The organism is Streptomyces sp. NBC_01317 (assembly GCF_035961655.1).
GTDB lineage: Bacteria > Actinomycetota > Actinomycetes > Streptomycetales > Streptomycetaceae > Streptomyces.
Genome location: NZ_CP108393.1, coordinates 5,993,571 through 6,014,559, shown reverse-complemented (window position 1 = coordinate 6,014,559; position 20,989 = coordinate 5,993,571). Strand labels below are relative to the sequence as shown.

General features: G+C 68.5%; 14 protein-coding genes and 1 pseudogene. 6 read left to right on the top strand and 9 right to left on the bottom strand.

What is annotated here, in order from left to right:
* Positions 1 to 50: 50 nt before the first annotated feature.
* Positions 51 to 371, bottom strand: coding sequence for a hypothetical protein (locus tag OG349_RS26130; protein WP_442806314.1), 321 nt, complete (start codon positions 369 to 371; stop codon positions 51 to 53).
* Positions 372 to 423: 52 nt separating this feature from the next.
* Between OG349_RS26130 and OG349_RS26125 the strand changes: the two genes are divergently transcribed.
* A complete protein-coding gene (locus OG349_RS26125; protein WP_327236911.1) occupies positions 424 to 1,137 on the top strand; it encodes a TetR/AcrR family transcriptional regulator in 714 nt (237 codons plus the stop codon).
* Positions 1,138 to 1,158: 21 nt separating this feature from the next.
* Here the strand turns inward: OG349_RS26125 and OG349_RS26120 are convergent, their stop codons facing one another.
* From OG349_RS26120 to OG349_RS26095, 6 genes and pseudogenes are all read right to left on the bottom strand, one after another.
* On the bottom strand, positions 1,159 to 1,848 hold the full coding sequence (locus OG349_RS26120; RefSeq protein ID WP_327236910.1) for a DUF4230 domain-containing protein: 690 nt from the start codon (positions 1,846 to 1,848) through the stop codon (positions 1,159 to 1,161).
* Positions 1,849 to 1,953: 105 nt separating this feature from the next.
* Positions 1,954 to 3,330: pseudogene (locus OG349_RS26115) on the bottom strand (alpha-amylase); the annotation flags it as partial.
* A 151-nt stretch (positions 3,331 to 3,481) separates the two neighbouring features.
* Positions 3,482 to 5,179: a glycoside hydrolase family 13 protein gene (locus OG349_RS26110; protein WP_327236909.1), complete on the bottom strand. Its 1,698-nt coding sequence runs from the start codon at positions 5,177 to 5,179 to the stop codon at positions 3,482 to 3,484.
* Positions 5,180 to 5,230: 51 nt separating this feature from the next.
* Entirely contained in the window at positions 5,231 to 6,217 is a 987-nt protein-coding gene (locus OG349_RS26105) for a sugar ABC transporter permease (protein WP_442806421.1), read from the bottom strand.
* Positions 6,133 to 7,143, bottom strand: coding sequence for a carbohydrate ABC transporter permease (locus tag OG349_RS26100; protein ID WP_327236908.1), 1,011 nt, complete (start codon positions 7,141 to 7,143; stop codon positions 6,133 to 6,135). The genes OG349_RS26105 and OG349_RS26100 overlap by 85 nt, the downstream gene beginning before the upstream one ends.
* Positions 7,144 to 7,162: 19 nt before the next feature.
* The gene (locus tag OG349_RS26095) at positions 7,163 to 8,437 is read right to left on the bottom strand and encodes an extracellular solute-binding protein (RefSeq protein ID WP_327236907.1); all 1,275 of its coding nucleotides are present in this window, start codon (positions 8,435 to 8,437) and stop codon (positions 7,163 to 7,165) included.
* Between the two features lie 279 nt (positions 8,438 to 8,716).
* Here OG349_RS26095 and OG349_RS26090 point away from each other — a divergent pair, with 279 nt between their 5' ends.
* Both OG349_RS26090 and OG349_RS26085 read left to right on the top strand, forming a co-directional pair.
* On the top strand, positions 8,717 to 9,742 hold the full coding sequence (locus OG349_RS26090) for a LacI family DNA-binding transcriptional regulator (RefSeq protein WP_327236906.1): 1,026 nt from the start codon (positions 8,717 to 8,719) through the stop codon (positions 9,740 to 9,742).
* A gap of 118 nt (positions 9,743 to 9,860) precedes the next feature.
* Complete coding sequence (locus OG349_RS26085) at positions 9,861 to 10,793, top strand: phosphatase PAP2 family protein (protein WP_327236905.1); 933 nt, start codon at positions 9,861 to 9,863, stop codon at positions 10,791 to 10,793.
* Here the strand turns inward: OG349_RS26085 and OG349_RS26080 are convergent.
* Entirely contained in the window at positions 10,778 to 13,843 is a 3,066-nt protein-coding gene (locus OG349_RS26080) for a bifunctional [glutamine synthetase] adenylyltransferase/[glutamine synthetase]-adenylyl-L-tyrosine phosphorylase (RefSeq protein ID WP_327236904.1), read from the bottom strand. The genes OG349_RS26085 and OG349_RS26080 overlap by 16 nt on opposite strands.
* A 213-nt stretch (positions 13,844 to 14,056) precedes the next feature.
* Here OG349_RS26080 and OG349_RS26075 point away from each other — a divergent pair, with 213 nt between their 5' ends.
* The 3 genes from OG349_RS26075 (at position 14,057) to OG349_RS26065 (ending at position 18,839) form a co-directional block, all read left to right on the top strand.
* Positions 14,057 to 14,572, top strand: coding sequence for a pyridoxamine 5'-phosphate oxidase family protein (locus OG349_RS26075; RefSeq protein WP_327236903.1), 516 nt, complete (start codon positions 14,057 to 14,059; stop codon positions 14,570 to 14,572).
* Positions 14,573 to 14,630: 58 nt separating this feature from the next.
* A complete protein-coding gene (locus OG349_RS26070; RefSeq protein WP_327236902.1) occupies positions 14,631 to 15,461 on the top strand; it encodes a GNAT family N-acetyltransferase in 831 nt (276 codons plus the stop codon).
* Positions 15,462 to 17,462: 2,001 nt separating this feature from the next.
* Positions 17,463 to 18,839, top strand: coding sequence for a Fic family protein (locus OG349_RS26065; protein WP_327236901.1), 1,377 nt, complete (start codon positions 17,463 to 17,465; stop codon positions 18,837 to 18,839).
* Positions 18,840 to 19,567: 728 nt separating this feature from the next.
* Here OG349_RS26065 and OG349_RS26060 read toward each other — a convergent pair.
* Positions 19,568 to 20,929 (bottom strand): glutamine synthetase family protein, encoded by a 1,362-nt coding sequence (locus OG349_RS26060; RefSeq protein ID WP_161310949.1) that lies wholly within the window; start codon positions 20,927 to 20,929, stop codon positions 19,568 to 19,570.
* Positions 20,930 to 20,989 lie beyond the last annotated feature (60 nt).

Below are 20,989 nucleotides of genomic sequence, written 5' to 3'. Positions count from 1 at the left end.
CACGGCGGTGACCGGGGCCGTACGCCGTCAGCGGGCGCGGCCCCCACGCCCTACGGCAGCAGCCAGTCCGCCCCCAGCGCCGACAGCAGGCACACCGCCAGCAGCCAAGTCCCCAGGCGCGTACGGCCGTTGCGGCTCAGCTCGATCACCACACCGCACAGGATCATCGCCAGCCCGTACACCCCGACCACCAGGACCGACGTGCGTTCCGCCAGCCGTACCGCCAGCAGCACGGCCATCGCCACCAGCAGCACCGACGCGAGCGTGACCCGCAGGGCCCGCGCCTGACGGGGCGTCAGACCGGACGCCGGACCGGGCGCCAGACCTTCGGCGGGTGTCTCCATCGGCTGGTCCGGGTCAGATGAGGTCATGGACCGGCAGCGTAATCGACACCCCGGGGAGCGTGCCCGTTAGGCTGTTCGTATGACGACCGGGGTGCGCCGCAGGATGGGCGTCGAAGAGCGGAAGCAACAGCTGATCGGTGTCGCGCTGGAGCTGTTCAGCCACCGCTCCCCCGAGGACGTCTCGATCGACGAGATCGCCGCCGCGGCAGGCATCTCCCGGCCCCTCGTCTACCACTACTTCCCCGGCAAGCAGAGCCTGTACGAGGCGGCGCTGCGCCGGGCGGCCGACGAGTTGGCGGAGCGGTTCGTGGAGCCGAGGGAAGGGCCGCTCGGGGCCCGGCTGTCGCGGGTCATGGAGCGGTTCTTCGACTTCGTGGAGGAGCACGGTCCCGGCTTCTCCGCACTGATGCGCGGCGGCCCAGCGGTGGGTTCCTCGACGGCGAACGCGATGATCGACGAGGTGCGGCAGGCCGCGTACGTACAGATCCTGTCCCATCTGGACGTGACCACCCCGCCGGCGCGGCTGCACCTGGTCGTCCGGTCCTGGGTGTCGCTCGCCGAGTCGACCGCGCTGATCTGGCTGGACGGGCGCCACATCCCGCGCGCCGAGCTGGAGTTGCAGCTCGTGCACGACTTCGCGGCGCTCGCCGCGGTGAGCGCCGCGTACGACGCGGAGATGGCGGCGATCCTGCTGCGGATCGTCGCGGACGAACCGGCCGAGGGTCCGTTCGGCGACCTGCTCGGCCGGCTCATGGGGCTGGGTGCACAACTGCCGGGCCAGCGCCTCCCGTAGAAGGCCGGCCGGGGCCGTCGATCAGCTGGTGCCGTAGACGACGGTGACCTGGGTGAAGCCGAGGGACCGGAGCAGGCCCTCCAGCATGCTGGTGGTGTTCTTCTCGGCGCGGCCGGCCAGTTCGCTGTCCTTGGCCGCTTCCCCGATGTGCTTGGCGGCCAGCTGGTTCACGGCCCGCTCGCTCGCCGCGTTGTCCGAGAACAGGTCACCGAGCCGGTCCAGCAGTCCCCGCTGCTTGGAGACGGCGTAGGAGCGGTCGGGGTCGAGCGCGGGCTTGCCCAGCTGCGCGTGCGGCAGCCGGATCGTCGCCATGGTCCGTTCCTTGTCCGTGGTGACGCTGTTCTCGCCGATGCCTCCGAAGTCCACGTAGGCGCTGACCGTACCGGCGCCGACGTAGAGGGTACGGGTGCCGCGGATCGCGTCCGGCAGGTACTTGGCGTCCTTCTCCAGGTCCACGACCACCTGGAAGTTGCCCGAGGCGGCTTCGTAGCGGTCGAGGTCCTGCATGGACTGGAGCAGGGTCGGGCCTGTCCGGTCCTTCGTCTCGCTGCCGAAGATGTCGCCGAACCCGGGGATCAGGTCCAGCTTGCTGCCGGCGAAGAGCAGCGCCGCGACGGCGACGAGGGTGATGAGCAGCTTGCTCCACCAGGACAGCCCCGCCGGGCGGGGCTTGTGCTGGCTCTGTTCCGGTTGCACGTCGGTGGACGTCATACCCCTCTGATTTCCCGCCGTGCGCGGTTCACACGGGCGCGGCGGGGTCCGTTACAAGATCCGTATCAAACGGCCCCGCCGTGCCCGTTCCGGCGCCTGGTGTCAGCAGTTCCTGGCGCCCGTGTGGAGGGCAACGGCCGTGTTGGAGCCGAGCGTTGCCGTGAACTTCCCGGCGCTGTCGACGGTCACGCGCCGGCCGCTCTGGACGTCGCAGTAGTTCCCCGGGGGCAGGGAGGTCTCGAACGTACGGGTCAGCGCGGAGCCTTCGTGGTTGAGGGCCACGTACCCCTTCGTCCCCCGGCCGAAGGCGATCTGGTCACCGCCGTTGTCCCACCACCGGGTGACGGCCTGGCCCCGGGTGGTGTTGCGGAAGGCGACCATGGAGGCGATCTCCCGCCAGGCGTGCTGGCACTTCCAGCCGTCGCTGTAACAGGTCCTGACTGTACCGCCGTTGGGCGGGCCCGCGTCCCGGTCGGTGAACTCGTAACCGGAGTTGATGTCGGGCGATCCGTAGGGCCAGGCCAGCATGAAGACGTTGGCGAGGGTGTAGTTGGCGCCGTCCTTGTAGCTGAGGGTGTCGCCGCCGCGCTCGGTGTCGTGGTTGTCGACGAAGACGGCCGCCTTGTCGCCCCGCATGAAGGCCCAGCCCTCGCCGTAGTTCTTGAGGTAGGCGAGGTTCTCGTTGAGGAAGACCTGCTTGAGGCTGCGGCCGTACCGGAACTCCTGGACGTCACCGGTGTTGAGGTACTCGTCGGGCGATATCGCCTCGCCCGCGCCGTAGATGACCTCCTGCTTCCAGTACGCGCCGGGGTTGGTCAGCCGGCTCTTGATGTCGGCGAGATCGGCGGCCGGCATGTGCTTGGCGGCGTCGATACGGAAGCCGTCGACGCCCAGCGAGAGCAGGTCGTTGAGGTACGCGGCGATCCGGCCGCGTACATACGGCTCGCCGGTGTCCAGGTCCGCGAGGCCCACCAGTTCGCAGTTCTGTACGTTGGCCCGGTCCTGGTAGTTGTTGATCTGCCCCCGGCAGTCGTCCAGGTCGGCGCCCGAATAGATGCCGGGATACGTGTACTTGGTGTACGGGGAGCCGCCGGTGCCGGTGCCGTCACCGGCGGCCATGTGGTTGATGACGCTGTCGGCGACGACCTTGACCCCGGCCGCGTGGCAGGTGCCGACCATCGCCGAGAAGGCGGCGCGGTCGCCGAGGCGGCCGGCGATCCGGTAGCTCACGGGCTGGTACGAGGTCCACCACTGGCCGCCCTGGATGTGCTCCTGGGGCGGCGAGACCTGGACGTATCCGTACCCGGCCGGGCCGAGGGTGTCCGTGCACGCCTTGGCGACGGAAGCGAACGTCCACTCGAAGAGGACGGCGGTGACGTCCTTGGTGCCCGGTGGGACGGCCTGCGCGGTCCCGGCGGGGACCGCGAGGGCGGTGGCGGCCGCCCCGAGGGCGAGCGCGGCGGCGAGAGATCTGCGGACCATGGTTCCTCCAGCACTGGTGGGGGTGTGCGGGTGACGGTGGTGCGGCCTCGCGTGGCGACGCGCTCTGCCCTCAAGGCTCCTTACGGTGTGGTGCGGTTCAGGGGGACGGGTACGGATGGGGCCAGGGGTAGGGCTTCGGCTCGGGCTCCGCTCAGAGCGTCCACCACGCCGTCGTGTCCGGCGGCAGGTCGGCGTGCGTCCCGTCGGGCGTCACCGGGCCGCTCGACAGCAGGAGCCGGCCGCGTACGGGGATCCGTACCGGCTCCGAGGTGGTGTTGACCGTGCAGGCGAAGCCGTCCCGGGTGAAGGCCAGGACACCCGGGGGCGCGTCCAGCCACCCGACCGAGTCCCCGGCCCCGAGCCCGGGGTGCTCGCGCCGCACGGCCAGCGCGGCGCGGTACAGCTCCAGGGTCGAGGACGGGTCACCGGTCTGCGCCTCGACGCTCAGCTCGCCCCAGCCCGCGGGCTGCGGCAGCCAGCTGCCCGCGCTGCCGAACCCGTACGAACTGCCCTCGCGGGTCCAGGGGATGGGGACCCGGCAGCCGTCACGGAAGCCGTCCTGGCCGTCCGCGCGGAAGTACGACGGGTCCTGCCTGGCCTCGTCGGGCAGGTCGGTGACATCGGGCAGGCCGAGTTCCTCGCCCTGGTAGACGTACGCGGAGCCGGGCAGCGCCAGCATGAGCATCGTCGCGGCGCGGGCCCGCCGCAGGCCGAGGGCGCGGTCGCCGGGCTCGCGCGTCTGGGTGCCCGCGCCGGGCGGCCCGGCGAAGCGGGTCGCGTGGCGGGTGACGTCGTGGTTGGAGAGCACCCAGGTGGCGGGGGCCCCGACGGGCCGCATCGCGGCGAGCGAGGCGTCGATGACCTCGCGCAGCGCGTCACCGTCCCAGGAGGTGGCCAGGTACTGGAAGTTGAAGGCCTGGTGCAGTTCGTCGGGGCGTACGTAGCGTGCGGTGCGCTCGACGGTCCGCGTCCAGGCCTCGGCGACGGCGATGCGCTCGTCCGGGTACTCGTCGAGGATGGTGCGCCACTGCCGGTAGATCTCGTGGACGCCGTCCTGGTCGAAGAACGGCGTGATCTCGTTGGCGAGCAGCCGGAGTTGGGCGTCCCCGCCGATGTCGGGGAGTCCGTCGGCCTTGACCAGTCCGTGGGCGACGTCGATACGGAAGCCGTCCACGCCCATGTCCAGCCAGAAGCGCAGGATCGAGCGGAACTCGTCGGCGACGGCCGGGTGCGTCCAGTCGAAGTCGGGCTGTTCGGGGGCGAAGAGGTGCAGGTACCAGTCGCCGGGGGTGCCGTCGGGGTCGGTCGTCCGGGTCCAGGCGGGCCCGCCGAAGACGGACTGCCAGTCGTTGGGCGGGAGTTCACCCTTGGCGCCCTTGCCGGGACGGAAGTGGTAGCGGGCCCGCAGCGCGGAGCCGGGGCCCTCGCGCAGGGCGCGCCTGAACCAGTCGTGGGCGACGGACGAGTGGTTGGGCACGACGTCGACGATGATCCGCAGGCCCAGGCCGTGCGCGTCCCGGATGAGGGCGTCGGCGTCGCGCAGGGTGCCGAACATCGGGTCGATGGCGCGGTAGTCGGCGACGTCGTAGCCCGCGTCGGCCTGCGGGGAGGCGTAGAACGGGCTGAGCCAGACGGCGTCGACGCCGAGGTCCCTGAGGTACGGGAGCCGGCGGCGTACCCCGTCGAGGTCGCCCATCGCGTCGCCGTTCCCGTCGGCGAAGCTGCGGGGGTAGACCTGGTAGATCACCGCGTCCCGCCACCAGCCCGGGCGGTGCCCCGGGGCGTCGTCGGACGTCCTGGCGGCCGGGCGGGAGGAGGGGGCGGAAGGGGCGGTGAGGTGCTGGGTCATGTGGTTCCTGGAGTGTCTGAGGGGTGCGGAGGTGGGCGGGCCCGCGCGGGGTCAGCCCTTCACCGCACCGGCGGACATGCCGGTGACGAGATGGCGCTGGGCGAAGAGGAAGACCAGCGCGGCGGGGACGGCGATCAGTACGGACGCGGCGGACATCGGGCCCCACTGGGCCCCGTACTGGTTGACGAACTTCTGGAGGCCGCCGGCGAGCGTGAGGTTCTCGTCGCCGACCATGAACGCGGAGGCGTAGGCGACCTCGCCCCACGCGGTGATGAAGGAGTAGAAGGCGGTCACCGCGAGCCCCGGCTTGGCGAGCGGCAGGACGAGCCGCCAGAAGGTGCCGAAGGGCGTGAGCCCGTCGACCATGCCGGACTCGTCTATCTCGCGGGGGATGGTGTCGAAGAAGCCCTTCATCATCCAGGCGCAGAACGGCACGGCGATGGTGAGGTACGTGATCACCAGCCCCACCGGGTCGTTGAGCAGCCCGAGCCCGGCCATGATGTTGTAGATCGGCACGATGAGGACGGCGACCGGGAACATCTGGGTGACGAGCAGCGTCCACATCAGCCCGCGCTTGCCGGGGAAGCGGAAGCGGCTGACGGCGTAGCCGGTGGTGGCGGCGACGAAGACGCCGAGCACGGTGGTGAGTCCGGCGATGACCAGCGAGTTGCCGAACCAGGTCAGGAACGGGGTGTCGCGCAGCAGCCCGGTGTAGTTCGCGAAGGTCGGGTCCTTGAAGAAGTCCGTGGTGGTCGCGTGGGCGGCGGGCTTGAGCGAGGTCAGCAGGACCCACAGCACGGGGAAGACCGCGATCACCGAGGCCACGACGAGGGTGGTGTGCAGCGCGACGGAGGCCAGGGGTGAACGGCGGTTCCGGTGACCGGCGTTGGTCAGGGCGGTGACCCGCGCGGCGGCGGACGGGGTGTCGGTCGCGGTGTCGGGGGCGGCGAGGGTCACCAGCTGTCTCCCTGGTTGCGGAGCACGCGCCGGTAGAGCGCGGCGAAGAGCATCAGCAGGACGAGGATCAGCACGCCCCAGGTGGAGGACTGCGCGTAGTCGCGGGGGCTGATCTCGAAGGAGAACTTGTACGCCTGCGTGACCAGGATCTGGGTGGCTTCGCCGGGTCCGCCGCGCGTCAGCAGGAAGATCACCGGGAACATGTTGAACGTCCAGATGGTGGAGAGCAGGATCACGGTCGTGCTGACGGGCCGCAGCCCCGGCAGGGTGATGTGCGCGAAGCGCTGCCAGGCGTTGGCGCCGTCCATCTCGGCGGCCTCGTACATCTCGCCGGAGATGGACTGGAGGCCGCCGAGCAGGGCGACCATCATGAACGGCACCCCGAGCCAGATGTTGACGGCGATGACCGAGAACTTGGCCCAGGTCGGGTCGTTGAGCCAGGGCACGGCGTCGATGCCGCCGCCGGCGAGCAGCTTGTTGAGGAGCCCGCGGTCCTCGTTGTAGAGGAAGCGCCAGGCGAAGACGGAGACGAAGCCCGGCACGGCCCAGGGCAGGATCAGCAGCATCCGGTAGAGCGAGCGCCCGGCGATGCGGCGGTTGAGGAGCGTGGCGAGGCCCAGGCCCAGCGCGAAGGTGACGGCGACGCAGGAGACCGTCCACACCAGGGTCCAGCCGAGGGTGGAGAGGAACTGATTCCCCGTCAGGGCTGCCCGGTAGTTGTCGAGTCCGACGAACTCGTAGGTGGCGGGCAGGTTGTTGACGCCGATGTGGCGTGCGACGTTGCGCTCGTTGGCGTCGGTGAGCGACAGGTAGACGCCCCGTACCAGCGGATACCCGATGATCACGCCGATCACGGCGACGACCGGGGCGACCATGGCCCACGCGTACCAGTGCGTCGAGACGGCGCGGCGGAGCCCGCCGGAGGGGGTGCCGGTGCCGCGGCGGGGGCCGCGGGCGGTGTGCTCGCCCGGGGTCCTCGCCACCGACCGGCCGGTCTGGACGGCCATCAGCCGGCCCGCCTTCCTGTTACTTCCAGCCCTTGAGGAGCTTGCGGTACGCGTCCCCGGTGGCCGAGGCGCCCTTCTCCGGGGTGGTCTGGCCGGTGAGGACCTTGGTGTATTCGGTGACGAGCGGCGCGAAGAGGCTGCCGGTCTCCGGGATCCAGGGGCGCTCGACGGCCTTGTCCACGACGGGCTTGAAGAAGCCGACGATCTCGTTGTCCGCGACTCCGGGCTGTGCGTAGACGGAGGTACGGGTGGGCAGCAGGCTCAGTTGTCCGGCGATCCGCGTCTGGCTCTGTACGGACGTCATGTACTCGGTGAAGGCGTACGAGGCGTCCAGGTTCTTGGAGCCCGCGTAGACGGCGAGGTTGTGGCCGCCCTGCGGAGCGCCCTGCGCGGCGGAGCCGGCGGGGACGGGCGCGATGCCGAGGTTGGCCTTGTCCTTGAACTGCGCGCCGCCGTAGGTGTCGGTGACGGCCCACGGACCATTGATCATCATGGCGACCTTGCCGTCCTTGAACGCGGCCTGCATGTTCTCCCAGCCGTCCGTGGCGTCGGTCTGGGCGGCGCCCGAGTCGACCAGGTCCTTGACGACGGTCATGGCCTTGACGCCGGCGGCGTCGTCGACCGTGACGGTCTTGCTGTCGGCGTCCACGAGGTTGCCGCCCTCGCCGTACAGGAAGGACAGGAACCAGTACGCGTCGTCGCCGCGCAGGTAGAGCCCCGTCTTCCCGGTCCTGCTCTTGATCGTCTTGGCGGTGGCCTTCAACTCGTCGACTGTCGCGGGGACTTCCACCCCCGCCTCCTTGAAGATCTTCTTGTTGTAGAAGATGCCCATGGAGTCGATGACCTGCGGCACGGCGTAGGTCTTGCCGGCGTAGCGGGTGGAGGCGGCGGCCTGCGGCAGGAAGTCCTTCTCGTCCTTGAGCGCCGGGGTGCCGTCCAGCGGCGCGAGATAGCCCAGATCGGCGAACTCGGGTGTCCAGGCGACCTCGGAGCGGATGACGTCGGGGGCGCCGGAGTCCGCCTGCGCCGCGTTCTTGAACTTGTTCTGGGCGTCGCCGAAGGGCACGTTGACGTACACGACGTCGACCTTGGGATGCAGTTTCTCGAAGCCCTCGGCGAGCTGCTTGAAGACCTTGTCCTCGCTGCCGACGGTCGACGTGTCCCACCAGGTGACCTTCCCCGACAGTTCACCCCCGGCGCTCTTGCCGCCGTCCGACGCGTCGTCACCACCGCACGCGGTCACGGCGAGGGCCAGGGTCACGGCCAGGGCTGTGGCCGTTATGCCACGTCGCATCCGAACTCCTTCAACTGCCGTACCGCTCCGTTGCGGCTCCGGGTCGGACGTGAAGGTAACAGCGTTGCAAGAAGCCCGAAAGACCTTGCGGAAGATTTCCGCCGGACCCGGCGATTGTTACAAGTGCCCAGGCGTGGCGGGGCCGTACGACCTGACGGGGCACGGAAACCCGGCACGGACAGGGCAGAAAGGTTTCGCAAGATCTTGCAGAACGAGGCCGCGTCCGCTCCTCGGCCGTCCGGTGGGCAATCCGGTGAACCACCGGTACAGTCCACTCCCATGACCGCACGGCTTGCCGACATCGCAGCCCAGGCGGGGGTCAGCGAAGCGACGGTCAGCCGCGTTCTGAACGGCAAGCCCGGGGTTGCCGCGGCCACCCGCGAATCCGTACTCGCCGCACTCGACGTCCTCGGGTACGAGCGCCCCGTACGCCTCCGCCGCCGCAGCGCGGGGCTGGTCGGCCTGATCACCCCGGAGCTGGAGAACCCGATCTTCCCGGCGCTCGCCCAGGTGATAGGCCAGGCGCTCACCCGTCAGGGGTACACCCCGGTGCTGGCGACCCAGACCCCCGGCGGCTCCACCGAGGACGAGCTGACCGAGATGCTGGTCGAGCGGGACGTCTCCGGCATCATCTTCGTCTCCGGGCTGCACGCCGACACGTCGGCGGACATGCGGCGGTACGAGAAGCTGCGCGCCCAGGGGGTGCCGTTCGTCCTGGTGGACGGCTTCTCGCCGAAGGTGCAGGCCCCCTTCATCTCGCCCGACGACCGGGCCGCCGTACGGCTCGCCGTGACGCACCTCGTCTCGCTGGGACACCACCGGATCGGCCTGGCCGTGGGGCCGGAGCGGTTCGTGCCGGTGCTGCGCAAGATCGAGGGCTTCCGGGCCACGGTCCACGACCTGCTCGGCCTGTCGCCCGCCGAGACGGACGAGCTGATCCAGCAGTCGCTGTTCACTCTGGAGGGTGGTCAGGCGGCGGCCACCGCCCTCATCGAGCGGGGCTGTACGGCGGTGGTGTGCGCGAGCGACATGATGGCGCTCGGCGCGATCAGGGCCGGGCGGCGCATGGGCCTGGACGTGCCGCGCGACCTCTCGGTCGTCGGTTTCGACGACTCCCCCCTCATAGCCTTCACGGACCCGCCGCTCACCACGGTCCGCAAGCCGGTGCCGTCGATGGGCCAGGCCGCGGTCCGTACGCTCCTGGAGGAGATCGGGGGCACCCCCGCCCCCCACAGCGAGTTTGTCTTCATGCCCGAACTGGTGGTCCGGGGGTCGACCGCGTCGGGGCCCGGACGTCGTCCGTAGGGCGTCCCGGCGTCGTCCGCGGGGCGTCCCCGAGTCGTCCGCAGGGCGTAGCGAATGCGGGACCGACCCGACCGGGGGATGATCGGTCGGGGAGTCCGGATCTGGCAGACTCCTGGCTATGGGTGAATCGACCGTGAAGGCGCAGGCGGCCCGAAGGGCCGGCTCGTCGTCCTTCACCGACGAGGTGGCTGACACGACAGACACAGCGAGGGACACGGAAACCGAACCGGTGGAGAAGCACACGTTCATCCGGCGCCTCCGGACACCCCGCAAGCCCCGCCTCTGGTTCGAAATCCTGCTGATCGCGGTGAGTTACTGGATCTATTCGCTGATCCGCAACGCCGTACCCGAACAGCGGACGAAGGCCCTGGAGAACGCCGACCGGATCTGGCACGCGGAACGCCTGCTGGGACTCGGCTTCGAGCGGGCCGTCAACCACGGCGTCAATTCCGTGACGTGGCTCATCGTAGGGATGAACTACTACTACGCCACACTGCACTTCATCATCACCCTCGGAGTGCTGATCTGGCTGTTCCGCAGTCATCCGGGGCGCTATTCGGCGGCCCGCCTGGTCCTGCTGGCGACCACCGTCGTGGCCCTGCTCGGCTACTACCTGTTCCCGCTCGCGCCGCCACGGCTGATGACCAACGGCCACTTCATCGACACCGTCTCCCTGCACCACACGTGGGGCTCGCTGTCCTCGGACAACCTCAAGACCGTGTCGAACCAGTACGCGGCCATGCCGTCGATGCACATCGGGTGGTCGACCTGGTCGGGCCTGACGATCTTCGCGCTGTGCCGGATCCCGTGGGTACGGATCCTCGGGCTGCTCTACCCCGTGGTGACGCTGCTGGTGATCGTCGCCACCGCGAACCACTTCTGGCTGGACGCGGCGGGGGGCCTGGTGTGCCTGGCGTTCGGCTTCACCGTCTCGTACCTCTGGTACGGCTCGCTGCCGTACAACCTGCCGCGTTACGTGGACGGGCGGCGGCCGAAGAAGAAGCGGGGGTCCAGTACTACGCCCGGTAGTGGGGCTCACTCCGCCCCGTAGAACAGCCTCTCCATCACCCCGCGCGCCCTGCGCGTCGTCCTGCGGTAGTCGTCCAGCATGTCCCCGCTGTGCACCTCCTGCGTCTGGCCCCGCGTGGGCCCGGCACCGTACCCCAGGTAACGCCCCATCGCGCCCAGCTCGCGGCCGTCCGACGGGAAGGTGTCGCCGGGCCTGCCCCGTACGAGCATCACCCCGTTCCTGACCCGGGTCGCCAGCACCCACGCGTCGTCCAGCGTCTGCGCGTCCTCCTCCGACAGCAGCCCCGCCTCCCGCGCCGCCGCCAGCGCCCGGCGCGTCCGGGTGGTCCGCAGGCCCGGCTCCGCCCAGGCGTACCGCATCTGGAGCAGCTGGATCGTCCACTCGACGTCCGAGAGCCCGCCGCGGCCCAGTTTGGTGTGCAGGGTCGGGTCGGCGCCCCTCGGCATCCGTTCCGTCTCCATCCGCGCCTTGAGGCGGCGGATCTCGCGTGCGGAGTCCTCGGCCAGGCCCTCGGCCGGGTAGCGCAGCGGGTCGATCAGCTCGACGAAGCGGCGGCCGAGGTCCGCGTCGCCCGCCATCGGTTCGGCGCGCAGCAGGGCCTGGCTCTCCCAGACCAGTGACCAGCGCCGGTAGTACGCGGCGTAGGAGGCGAGCGTACGGACCATGGGGCCGCTCTTGCCCTCGGGGCGCAGATCGGCGTCGATCAGCAACGGCGGTTCCGGGCTGGGGACTTCGAGGAGGCGGCGCATCTCGGCGACCACGGCGTTCGCCGCCTGGGCCGCTTCCTGTTCGCCGACGCCCTCGCGGGGTTCGTGGACGAAGACGACGTCCGCGTCGGAGCCGTAACCCATCTCGTGCCCGCCGAACCGGCCCATGCCGATGACCGCGAACCTGGTCGGGAGGGTGTCGCCCCACCGGCCGCGGACGGCGGCGCGCAGGGCTCCGGCGAGGGTGGCGGCGTTGAGGTCGGTGAGGGCGTTGCCGACCCGGTCGACCAGCGCGCCCGGGTCCTCCTCGGCGGGGCTCTCCTCGGTCCCGTACGAGCCGATGATGTCGGCGGCCGTCGTACGGAACAGCTCACGGCGGCGCATCCCGCGTGCCGTCGCGACGGCGCCCTCGGCGGTCTCCGCGCGGCCGATCGCCGCGATGACCTCCTGTTCGAGGTGGGCGCGGCCGTGCGGCACGAGCCCGTGGGGGTCGCCGAGGATCGCGACCGACTCGGGGGCACGGAGCAGCAGGTCGGGGGCGAGGCGGCCGGCGGACAGCACCCGCGCCAGGTTCTCGGCCGCCGCGCCCTCGTCGCGCAGCAGCCGCAGGTACCAGGGGGTCTTGCCGAGCGCGTCGGACACCTTGCGGAAGCCGAGCAGGCCGGCGTCGGGGTCGGCGGAGTCGGCGAACCAGCCGAGCAGCACGGGCAGCAGCGTCCGCTGGATCGCCGCCTTGCGGCTCACCCCGGACGACAGTGCCTCCAGGTGGCGCAGGGCGGCGGCCGGGTCGGCGTACCCGAGCGCTTCGAGGCGCTGGCGGGCCGCCTTCGTACTCAACCGGGTCTCGCCGGGGGCGAGTTGGGCGACCGCGTCGAGCAGGGGGCGGTAGAAGATCTTCTCGTGCAGCCGCCGTACGACCGAAGCGTGCCGTTTCCAGGCCTTGTTGAGTTCGACGACGGGGTCGCCGCGCAGGCCGAGGGAGCGGCCGAGGCGGCGCAGGTCGGCCTCGTCCTCGGGCACCAGGTGGGTGCGGCGCAGCCGGTGGAGCTGGATGCGGTGCTCCATGGACCGCAGGAAGCGGTAGGCGTCGTCCAGTAGGGCCGCGTCCGCCCTGCCCACGTAGCCGCCGGCGGCCAGCGCGCCGAGCGCGTCGAGCGTGGAGCCGCTGCGGAGGGAGATGTCACCGCGGCCGTGGACCAACTGGAGGAGCTGGACGGCGAATTCGACGTCGCGCAGACCGCCGGGGCCGAGCTTGAGTTCACGGTCCAGCTGGGCGGCGGGGATGTTGTCCACGACGCGGCGGCGCATCTTCTGCACGTCGGGGACGAAGTGCTCGCGGTCGGCGGCCTGCCAGACGAGGGGCGAGACGGCGTCGATGTACTCGGCGCCGAGCGGTACGTCCCCGGCGACGGCGCGGGCCTTGAGGAGGGCCTGGAACTCCCAGGTCTTGGCCCAGCGCTGGTAGTAGGCGAGGTGGCTGCTCAGGGTGCGGACGAGGGGGCCGTTGCGGCCTTCGGGGCGGAGGTTGGCGTCGACGGGCCAGATGGAGCCCTCGACGGTGGTCTCGGAGCAGATGCGCATGAGGTGGGAGGCGAGGCGGGTGGCGGCCTGGACGGCCTTGCCTTCGTCGGTGTTGAGGCTCCCGCTCCCGTTCTCGCCGTTCTCCATCGTCCCGGCGGGGGCCTCGGGGAGGCCGCCCACGAAGATCACGTCCACGTCGGAGATGTAGTTCAGCTCGTGCCCGCCGCACTTGCCCATCGCGATGACCGCGAGCCGGCAGGCGGCGGCGTCCTCGGGCGCGGCGGCGCGGGCGATCGCGAGGGCGGCGCGGAGGGTCGCGGTGGCCAGGTCGGCCAGTTCGGCGGCGGTCTGGGCGATGTCGATCGTGCCGCAGACGTCCCTGGCCGCGATGGCCAGCAGGCAGCGCCGGTAGGCGATGCGCAGGGAGACGGGGTCGGTGGCGTCGGCGAGCCCGCGTTCGAACTCCGCGACCCCGGGGTGCAGGTCGGACGACTCGTACGTCACCAGGACGTGCCAGTCGTGCGGGTGCCTGGCCAGGTGGTCGCCGAGCGCCTCGGACGCGCCGAGCACGCCGAGCAGCCGGTCCCGGAGGGGCTTGGCGGTGAGCAGGGTGTCCAGCAGGACCCGCCGCTCCCCCGGGTTGGCCGCCTCGATGAGCCGTACAAGACCGCGCAGGGCCAGATCGGGATCGGCGGTGGCGCCGAGGGCGTCGAGGAACAGCGGGTCGGACCGTACGGTCGCCATCTCCGGGACGTCGAGAAGCCCCTCGGCGCCGGACGGATCGGTGAAGCCGTGGCGGAGCAGACGGGTGAAAATACTGCTCCTGCGCCCCGGCATCGTCATGTCGCCGTCTCCCGTCCGCGTTCCCGCCAGCGTTCCCGATCAAGCTGAGGGGATCGAGCGTAACCGCAGGGCGGGGAGGCGGGACCGGCCGCGTCCGGCGCGGTCGGGAAGAGTCGGGAAGAGTCGGGAAGAGGACCGATGACTTCGGGCCGAGGGGCCGGTCCACCTCTACGAGATCCCGGCCCCGGGACCGAAACACACCAGGAGCGGACGATGGCACCGAAGGAACCCGAACCCCGTACAGAACTGGACACCCGTTACGGCGAGCCGCAGGCGACGGCGACCGCGTGGCAGGAGGCGGTGGCCCTGCTGACGTCGGCGGAACTGTTCTGGCTGACGACCGTACGGCCCGAGGGCCGCCCGCACGTCACCCCGCTGCTGGCGGTGTGGTCGGACGGCGCGCTGTACTTCTGCACCGGCGCCGAGGAGCGCAAGAGCCGCAACCTCGCGCAGAACCCGGAGGTGATCCTGACGACCGGCACGAACGCCCTGGCCGGGGGCTGCGACCTCGTGGTCGAGGGCACGGCGGTCCGCGTGACGGACGAGGCGCGCCTGTCGGCGCTGGCGCGGGCGTGGGAGGCGAAGTACGGCGCCGAGTGGCACTTCGAGGTACGGGACGGCGGCTTCGCGGGCGACCGGGGGAACGTGGCCGTGGTCCACGAGGTGGCGCCCCGGACGGCATTCGGCTTCGGGAAGGCACCGTACAGCCAGACGCGCTGGCGTTTCTGACGCGCCGTACCGCGTAAATCACTGGTCCGGGACGGTGACCCGATGATGTGCTTCCGAGGTGACACACCATCCAACAGCCCCACTCGACCCGCTCGACCGGGTCGACCAGTACCGCGACACCCTGCCCCGCCGGATCGGCCGGGCCGAGGACTTCGGACCGCTGACCCTGTTCGTACGGGAGGACGGGGGCAGACCGCTCCAGGCCCGCCCGACCCGGGGCTGGCGGGGCCGGCCCGTCACCGCGGCGGACGTCGCGGACGTCCGGGCGCGTCAGCGCGAACTGGGCGTCCCCGAGAGCTTCGAGTGGGTCCACGAGTCGGCGCCGGCCCTGCGCCCGGCGGTGGAGGAAGCGGGCCTGCCGGTCACGCCCCGCCCCCTCCTGATACTCCCGGAGGAGGCCCCCACCCCACCCCTGGCCGACCTCACCCCACCAGGGGTCCAGGTCGTGACCCTCACGCCGGACGCCCCGTGGCTGCCCAGCGCGGTGGCCACCGCGTACCTGTCCTTCGCGAACCTGGGCACCCACGTGGGCGACGTGGGCCCGGCGGACCTGCCGGAGGCACAGACACGACACGCCCCCGAGACAGCCCTCATGGCCCGTCGCATCCGCGAGGGCAGCACCACTCTGGTCGCGGCGGTGGAGGACGGCGTCGCCGTCAGCTCGGGCCTGCTCCCGGGAGTGGTGGACGGAGTCACCGAGATCTGCGCCGTCGCCACCCTCCCCACGGCCCGCCGCCGGGGCCTGGCCCTGGCGGTCACCGCGGCCCTGATCCGCGAGGCCCGCTCCCGCGAGGCCCACACCGTCTTCCTGGGCGCCACGGACGCCCAAGTAGCCCGCATCTACACCCGCCTGGGCTTCCACCCCAGAGCAACCGCCCTGGAAACGTGACACTCGACCCGCCCCCGCCCAAATGAATGACCCCGAGTCGGCGGATGGCGCCATCGGCGGGCGGAGCCATCAGATGCAGGTGGTGGAGGTACCGACCTGTGCTTACAGGACCGTGAGGCTTGTGCGGGATTCTAATACCGTGACTTCTGAGCGGCGTTCCTCACACCTTCCAACTCTGCACGAACGTGCTCACCGAGGTTCCCGCACGTCCACTCACCGGGCCGTCGCTAGGCTCGTCGGGCAGATGAACAACTTCCTGCGGTCGTGAACGAGACTGCGATGAGATTGCGCACCTGCGAACGTCCCATAGCAATACCTACGGCTTCTTGCGGATCTTACGTTTCTTTGCGTTGGCTTCCTTCTCCTTGCGCTGCGCGACTCCGTAGGCCGACCAAGGCCCTTGGTGCTTTGCGCAGCGGGAAGTACCGAGCACGGCGAGGTTCCGACATGCTGCACCAGCCTTGGTACGAGCGCCACACCTGGACTGAGATGTCATTCGGTACCCCTTACGAAGAGGCCAACTCCAGACCTCAGGAAGGCTTCCACGTTGTGCTCGCCCGGGGGAGGCGTACAGGGGAAGCATGGGAGCATCCCTTCGAATTCTCACGAAAGCAGGCGGAGCGGGGACCTTGGCCAGCAGAGGCCGGGTGGCCGACCACTCCTTCGGTGACCTCTTCGTCCCGAACGCGATCAGGCACCTTGCCGATGTAGGGCCGCTGGCATCCGCTGGCTCGTTCAACAGGCTGATCGTCCACGAGGTCCCGTCATGTTCGCTCCGGCTGGCTCGTGTTCGGATCCCACAAGAGGGGGCTGAGTGGCGGCTGACCGAGCTGTGCCGACAACTCGCCTGGTCCCGAGCGCTGCGTGACACAAGCTATGCGGCGAGTCGTCACCGGGATTCAAGCCGAGGCCTACGCACTTTGAATTGTCCGATCTTGTTCCGCGGGCATCCAAGAAGCCGGGCGCAGGCTTCTGCTCCCGAACGGGCACCCTGTACAGGTGGTCAAAGCCGGGGTGGTTCATGGGCCGTCGTCGGAAAGACGACACGGCCGGCGCTAGTGGTCAGAACCGATTCGCCGTTCGGCGGGACTGTGTGTGCACTCAGGTCGCTCCATGCTTCCCATGTCAAGCGCCACAGCCCTGGCAGAGCTGTCGAGTGGATCGCGCCGCGGGAACGGCTCTGTGCTTGGTTCCTCGGGCGCCAGTCACCATCGCGGTGCCGGCGGCGGCTGTTCAGAGGCGGTGCGGTGGCAAGTTGCAGCATGTGTTCCAGTGCAAGGCCACAGACGAGGGAGCCCAGCTTCGCGGCAGCGGCCTGTTCTTCAACGGGAGTCTTTTCAAGAAGGGACGGCCACTCTAGGACGACGACCCTCTCCCACAGTTCAGGCGGAATAGTGTTGGCCAGGTGGTGACTCTCCCCGACAGGCAGATCGCGTAGACGGCGATCCGCCTCTTGGGTCTGTCCTACGTAGCAGAGACCCGTTCCGGGGATGAACACTCCGTAGAGGACTGCACCGGTGACGCCCGGGGAGTCCCCGGACGGGCCACACAGCAGGGTCCCGACCGAGTGTGCGAACCCGAAGCGTCGCTCCTGCCACAGCGCCAAACCCGACGCATCGGACATGAGCGTATGGAGAGAGCTGCGCCAGCTCCGGTAGGCATCCTCGTAGTGCTGATCAGTCACAAGAGACATTCTGGGCCACCAACGTCGCAACCCACGCCTTCCAAGTTGCCCCCTCTAGTTCCACTGGAGTCCACACGGGTCTGCATCGATCTACTAGTCTGGTAGAAACTAGTAGATCAGTAGTAGTTAGCCACAGGTAGTCACGCCCAGCCCAGACAAGCCAGCCGCGGACACCTGGACACCTGAGCTGCGAGGATGCATCGATCTACTAGTCTGGTAGAAACTAGTAGATCAGTAGTAGTTGGCCACAGGTAGTCACGCCCAGCCCAGACAAGTCAGCCGCGGACACCTGGACACCCCGCAAGAGGAGTGCCCCCATGAAGCGACCGATGCCACCACCGGAGCCCGATGAGCTCATCCGGTGGATGTTCAGGGCCACCACTCCTGAAAAGCTGTCCCTGATCCTTGAAAATCCCGGCGCTGGACCGGCTGACGAATATTTCCCATGGGATAAAATCAGGCACAAGACCCCGCCGGATGGGCTTAACCATAAAGAGTGGTGGGCCGGCATCAAGTTCATCCGCCGCCAAATGAGTCGCAGCCTCCCCCTCGCGGACGTTAAAGGTGAGCCGTTTACCTTTGCCCTCCCGGATAAGATCCTGAAAGCACTTGAGCAAATCACCCGTGACGCCAGCGGAAAAATCACAATCAGTGAGGAGGTGACCAATCCAGGAACAAGAGATCGCTATCTCGTAAATTCACTTATCGAGGAAGCGATCAACTCAAGCCAGCTTGAGGGCGCCTCTACCACTCGACGCGTCGCGAAGGAAATGCTGCGTGCAGGTCGCGCACCCCGCTCCCGCGACGAACGAATGATCGTGAACAATTACCAAGCCATGCGTATGATTGGAGAAATCAGAGACAGGCCCCTAACTCCTGAGCTGATCTGTGAGATCCACAGGATCGTCACTGACGGCACGCTGGACAATCCAAGCGCCTCCGGCAGGTTCCAACTTCCGAACGAAGAGCGAGTCAGCGTCTACACCGATGACGGGGTCCTCCTGCACAGCCCTCCACCCGCTGAACTCCTGCCCGAGAGGGTGGCACGGCTGTGCCGGTTTGCCAACGGCGAGCTGGATGAAGGTGGCTACGTCCCACCGGTCCTTCGAGCAATGACCATTCACTTCATGATCGGCTATGACCATCCCTTCGAAGACGGGAACGGCCGCACCGCTCGGGCGCTGTTCTACTGGTCAATGCTGAATCAAGGATATTGGCTGACCGAGTTTGTTGTGATCTCGCAGATCCTCAAGAATGCACCAGTCGACTACGCGCGGAGCTATCTACATAGCGAAGACGACGAAAATGATCTCACCTATTTTCATCTTTACCAGCTGCAAGTTCTTCGACGATCGATCGAGAACCTGCACAAATATCTCGCCGAAAAAACCAGAGAAGTGAAGGCTCTCCAGAAGAAAATCTCCCGTGCGGCCGAAGCGTTCAATCACCGGCAGATCGCACTCCTGGACTATGCGCTGAAAAATCCAGGCGCATCGGTGACCGCTCAATCACATATGAGCAGTCACAATGTTGCCTACGAAACAGCTCGACAGGATTTGATCGGGCTTGAGAGCCGCGAACTCTTCTTGAAGCGGCGCGCGGGCAGATCATTTACCTGGACGCCAGTTTCGGATCTCGATGTGAGGCTCCACCACCTGGACGACTCTGAAAACGATCGCCACGACCGGCTCTGAGAGCCAGGTCTGGGACTCGCCCTGCTCTGCGGGCGTCCACCCACAGGACGCCACGGCGGCCCGAAACAAGGCCTCAGCCACGTGGCCTCTTCCTCACCGGGCACAAACGAGTCGATCTCTGAAGCCTGCACGGCACAGTTACTCATACACTGAGGCGACATCGACCAGCACCGACTCACTGATCATGAACCCCTGATCCGGGTAGATCGGCAGCCATTGCAGATTCCCGACAAGCATGTCGACCAAAGACAAACGCCATGGGCGTAGAAGCGCTCACGATTTGAATGCCTGACCACAACTCGGGCCCCGAGGCCGAACGCGCGACGCCCGTCGTACGGCTTGCTGAAGCGGAAGTTCTCGCTTGTGTTCCGAGCTCGAGTCCCACGAGCACGGCGGAGTCGAGTAACCGAAGCCCAAGCCGTCCGTTCTCGGTTGCGGACATGGGTTATCTCATCATCAGGCTGGTTGGCCATGCGAGGAGAATAAGCGGCATCATGTCGCGTCGGTAAATCCACCTCCGTATCGACCACGCCCAGGTCATGACTGCAAAGTCCGACGGTGACACCGGATCACCGTTGAGCAAAGGCCGTCGAAGACCTACAAGGCAACCGCTCCCGCACCCGATGGCCCAGAGTCGACCCAGTTCGAGTGAGACGACTACGGGCCGACAGTTCAATACCCTCGGCTCGTAGTCGTCAGACACATGGGATGTAGCTGCTGGGTCGGAGTTACAGGACCGGGAGGTTCTTGCGGAGTTCGAAGGCGGTGACCTCCGAGCGGTATTCCTCCCACTCCTGCTTCTTGTTGCGGAGGAAGAAGTCGAAGACGTGTTCGCCGAGGGTTTCCGCCACCAGTTCGCTGCGTTCCATCAGGGAGATCGCCTCGCCGAGGTTTTGCGGGAGGGGTTCGATGCCCATCGCGCGGCGTTCGGCGTCGGAGAGGGCCCAGACGTCGTCGTCGGCGCCGGCCGGGAGTTCGTAGCCCTCCTCCACGCCCTTGAGGCCTGCCGCGAGGAGGACCGCGTAGGTCAGGTAGGGGTTGGCGCCGGAGTCGATCGAGCGGACCTCCACGCGGGCCGAGCCGGTCTTGCCGGGCTTGTACATCGGGACCCGGATCAGCGCGGAGCGGTTGTTGTGGCCCCAGCAGATGTACGAGGGGGCCTCGCCGCCCGAGCCCGCGGTGCGGGTGGAGCCGCCCCAGATGCGCTTGTACGAGTTGACCCACTGGTTGGTGACCGCCGAGATCTCGGCGGCGTGCTTGAGCAGGCCGGCGATGAACGAGCGGCCGACCTTGGAGAGTTGGTACTCCGAGCCCGACTCGTAGAACGCGTTGCGGTCGCCCTCGAAGAGGGAGAGGTGGGTGTGCATGCCCGAACCGGGGTACTCCGAGAAGGGCTTGGGCATGAACGTGGCGTTGATGCCCTGCTCCAGCGCGACCTGCTTCATCACCAGACGGAACGTCATGATGTTGTCGGCCGTGGAGAGCGCGTCCGCGTAGCGGAGGTCGATCTCCTGCTGTCCCGGCGCGCCCTCGTGGTGGCTGAACTCCACCGAGATCCCCATGGATTCGAGCATGGTGATCGCCTGGCGGCGGAAGTCCATGCCGACGTTCTGGGGCGTGTGGTCGAAGTAGCCGGAGTTGTCGGCGGGGGTGGGCCGCGAGCCGTCCAGCGGCTTGTCCTTCAGCAGGAAGAACTCGATCTCGGGGTGGGTGTAGAAGGTGAAACCCAGGTCCGAGGTCTTGGCGAGCATCCGCTTGAGGACGTACCGCGGGTCGGCGAAGGACGGCGAGCCGTCGGGCATCAGGATGTCGCAGAACATCCGCGCCGTGCCGGGGGCCTCCGCGCGCCAGGGCAGGATCTGGAACGTGCCCGGGTCGGGCTTGGCGATCATGTCCGACTCGTACACGCGGGCGAAGCCCTCGATCGCCGAGCCGTCGAATCCCATGCCCTCGTCGAAGGCCTGCTCCAGCTCGGCGGGCGCCACGGCGACCGACTTCAGGAAGCCGAGCACGTCGGTGAACCAAAGGCGTACGAAGCGGATGTCGCGCTCTTCCAATGTACGGAGCACGAATTCCTGCTGCTTGTCCATATTAGCTGTCCTACCCATCCTTGCTGGTCAGGCCACCTGCTCCCATGCCGAGGGGCACGT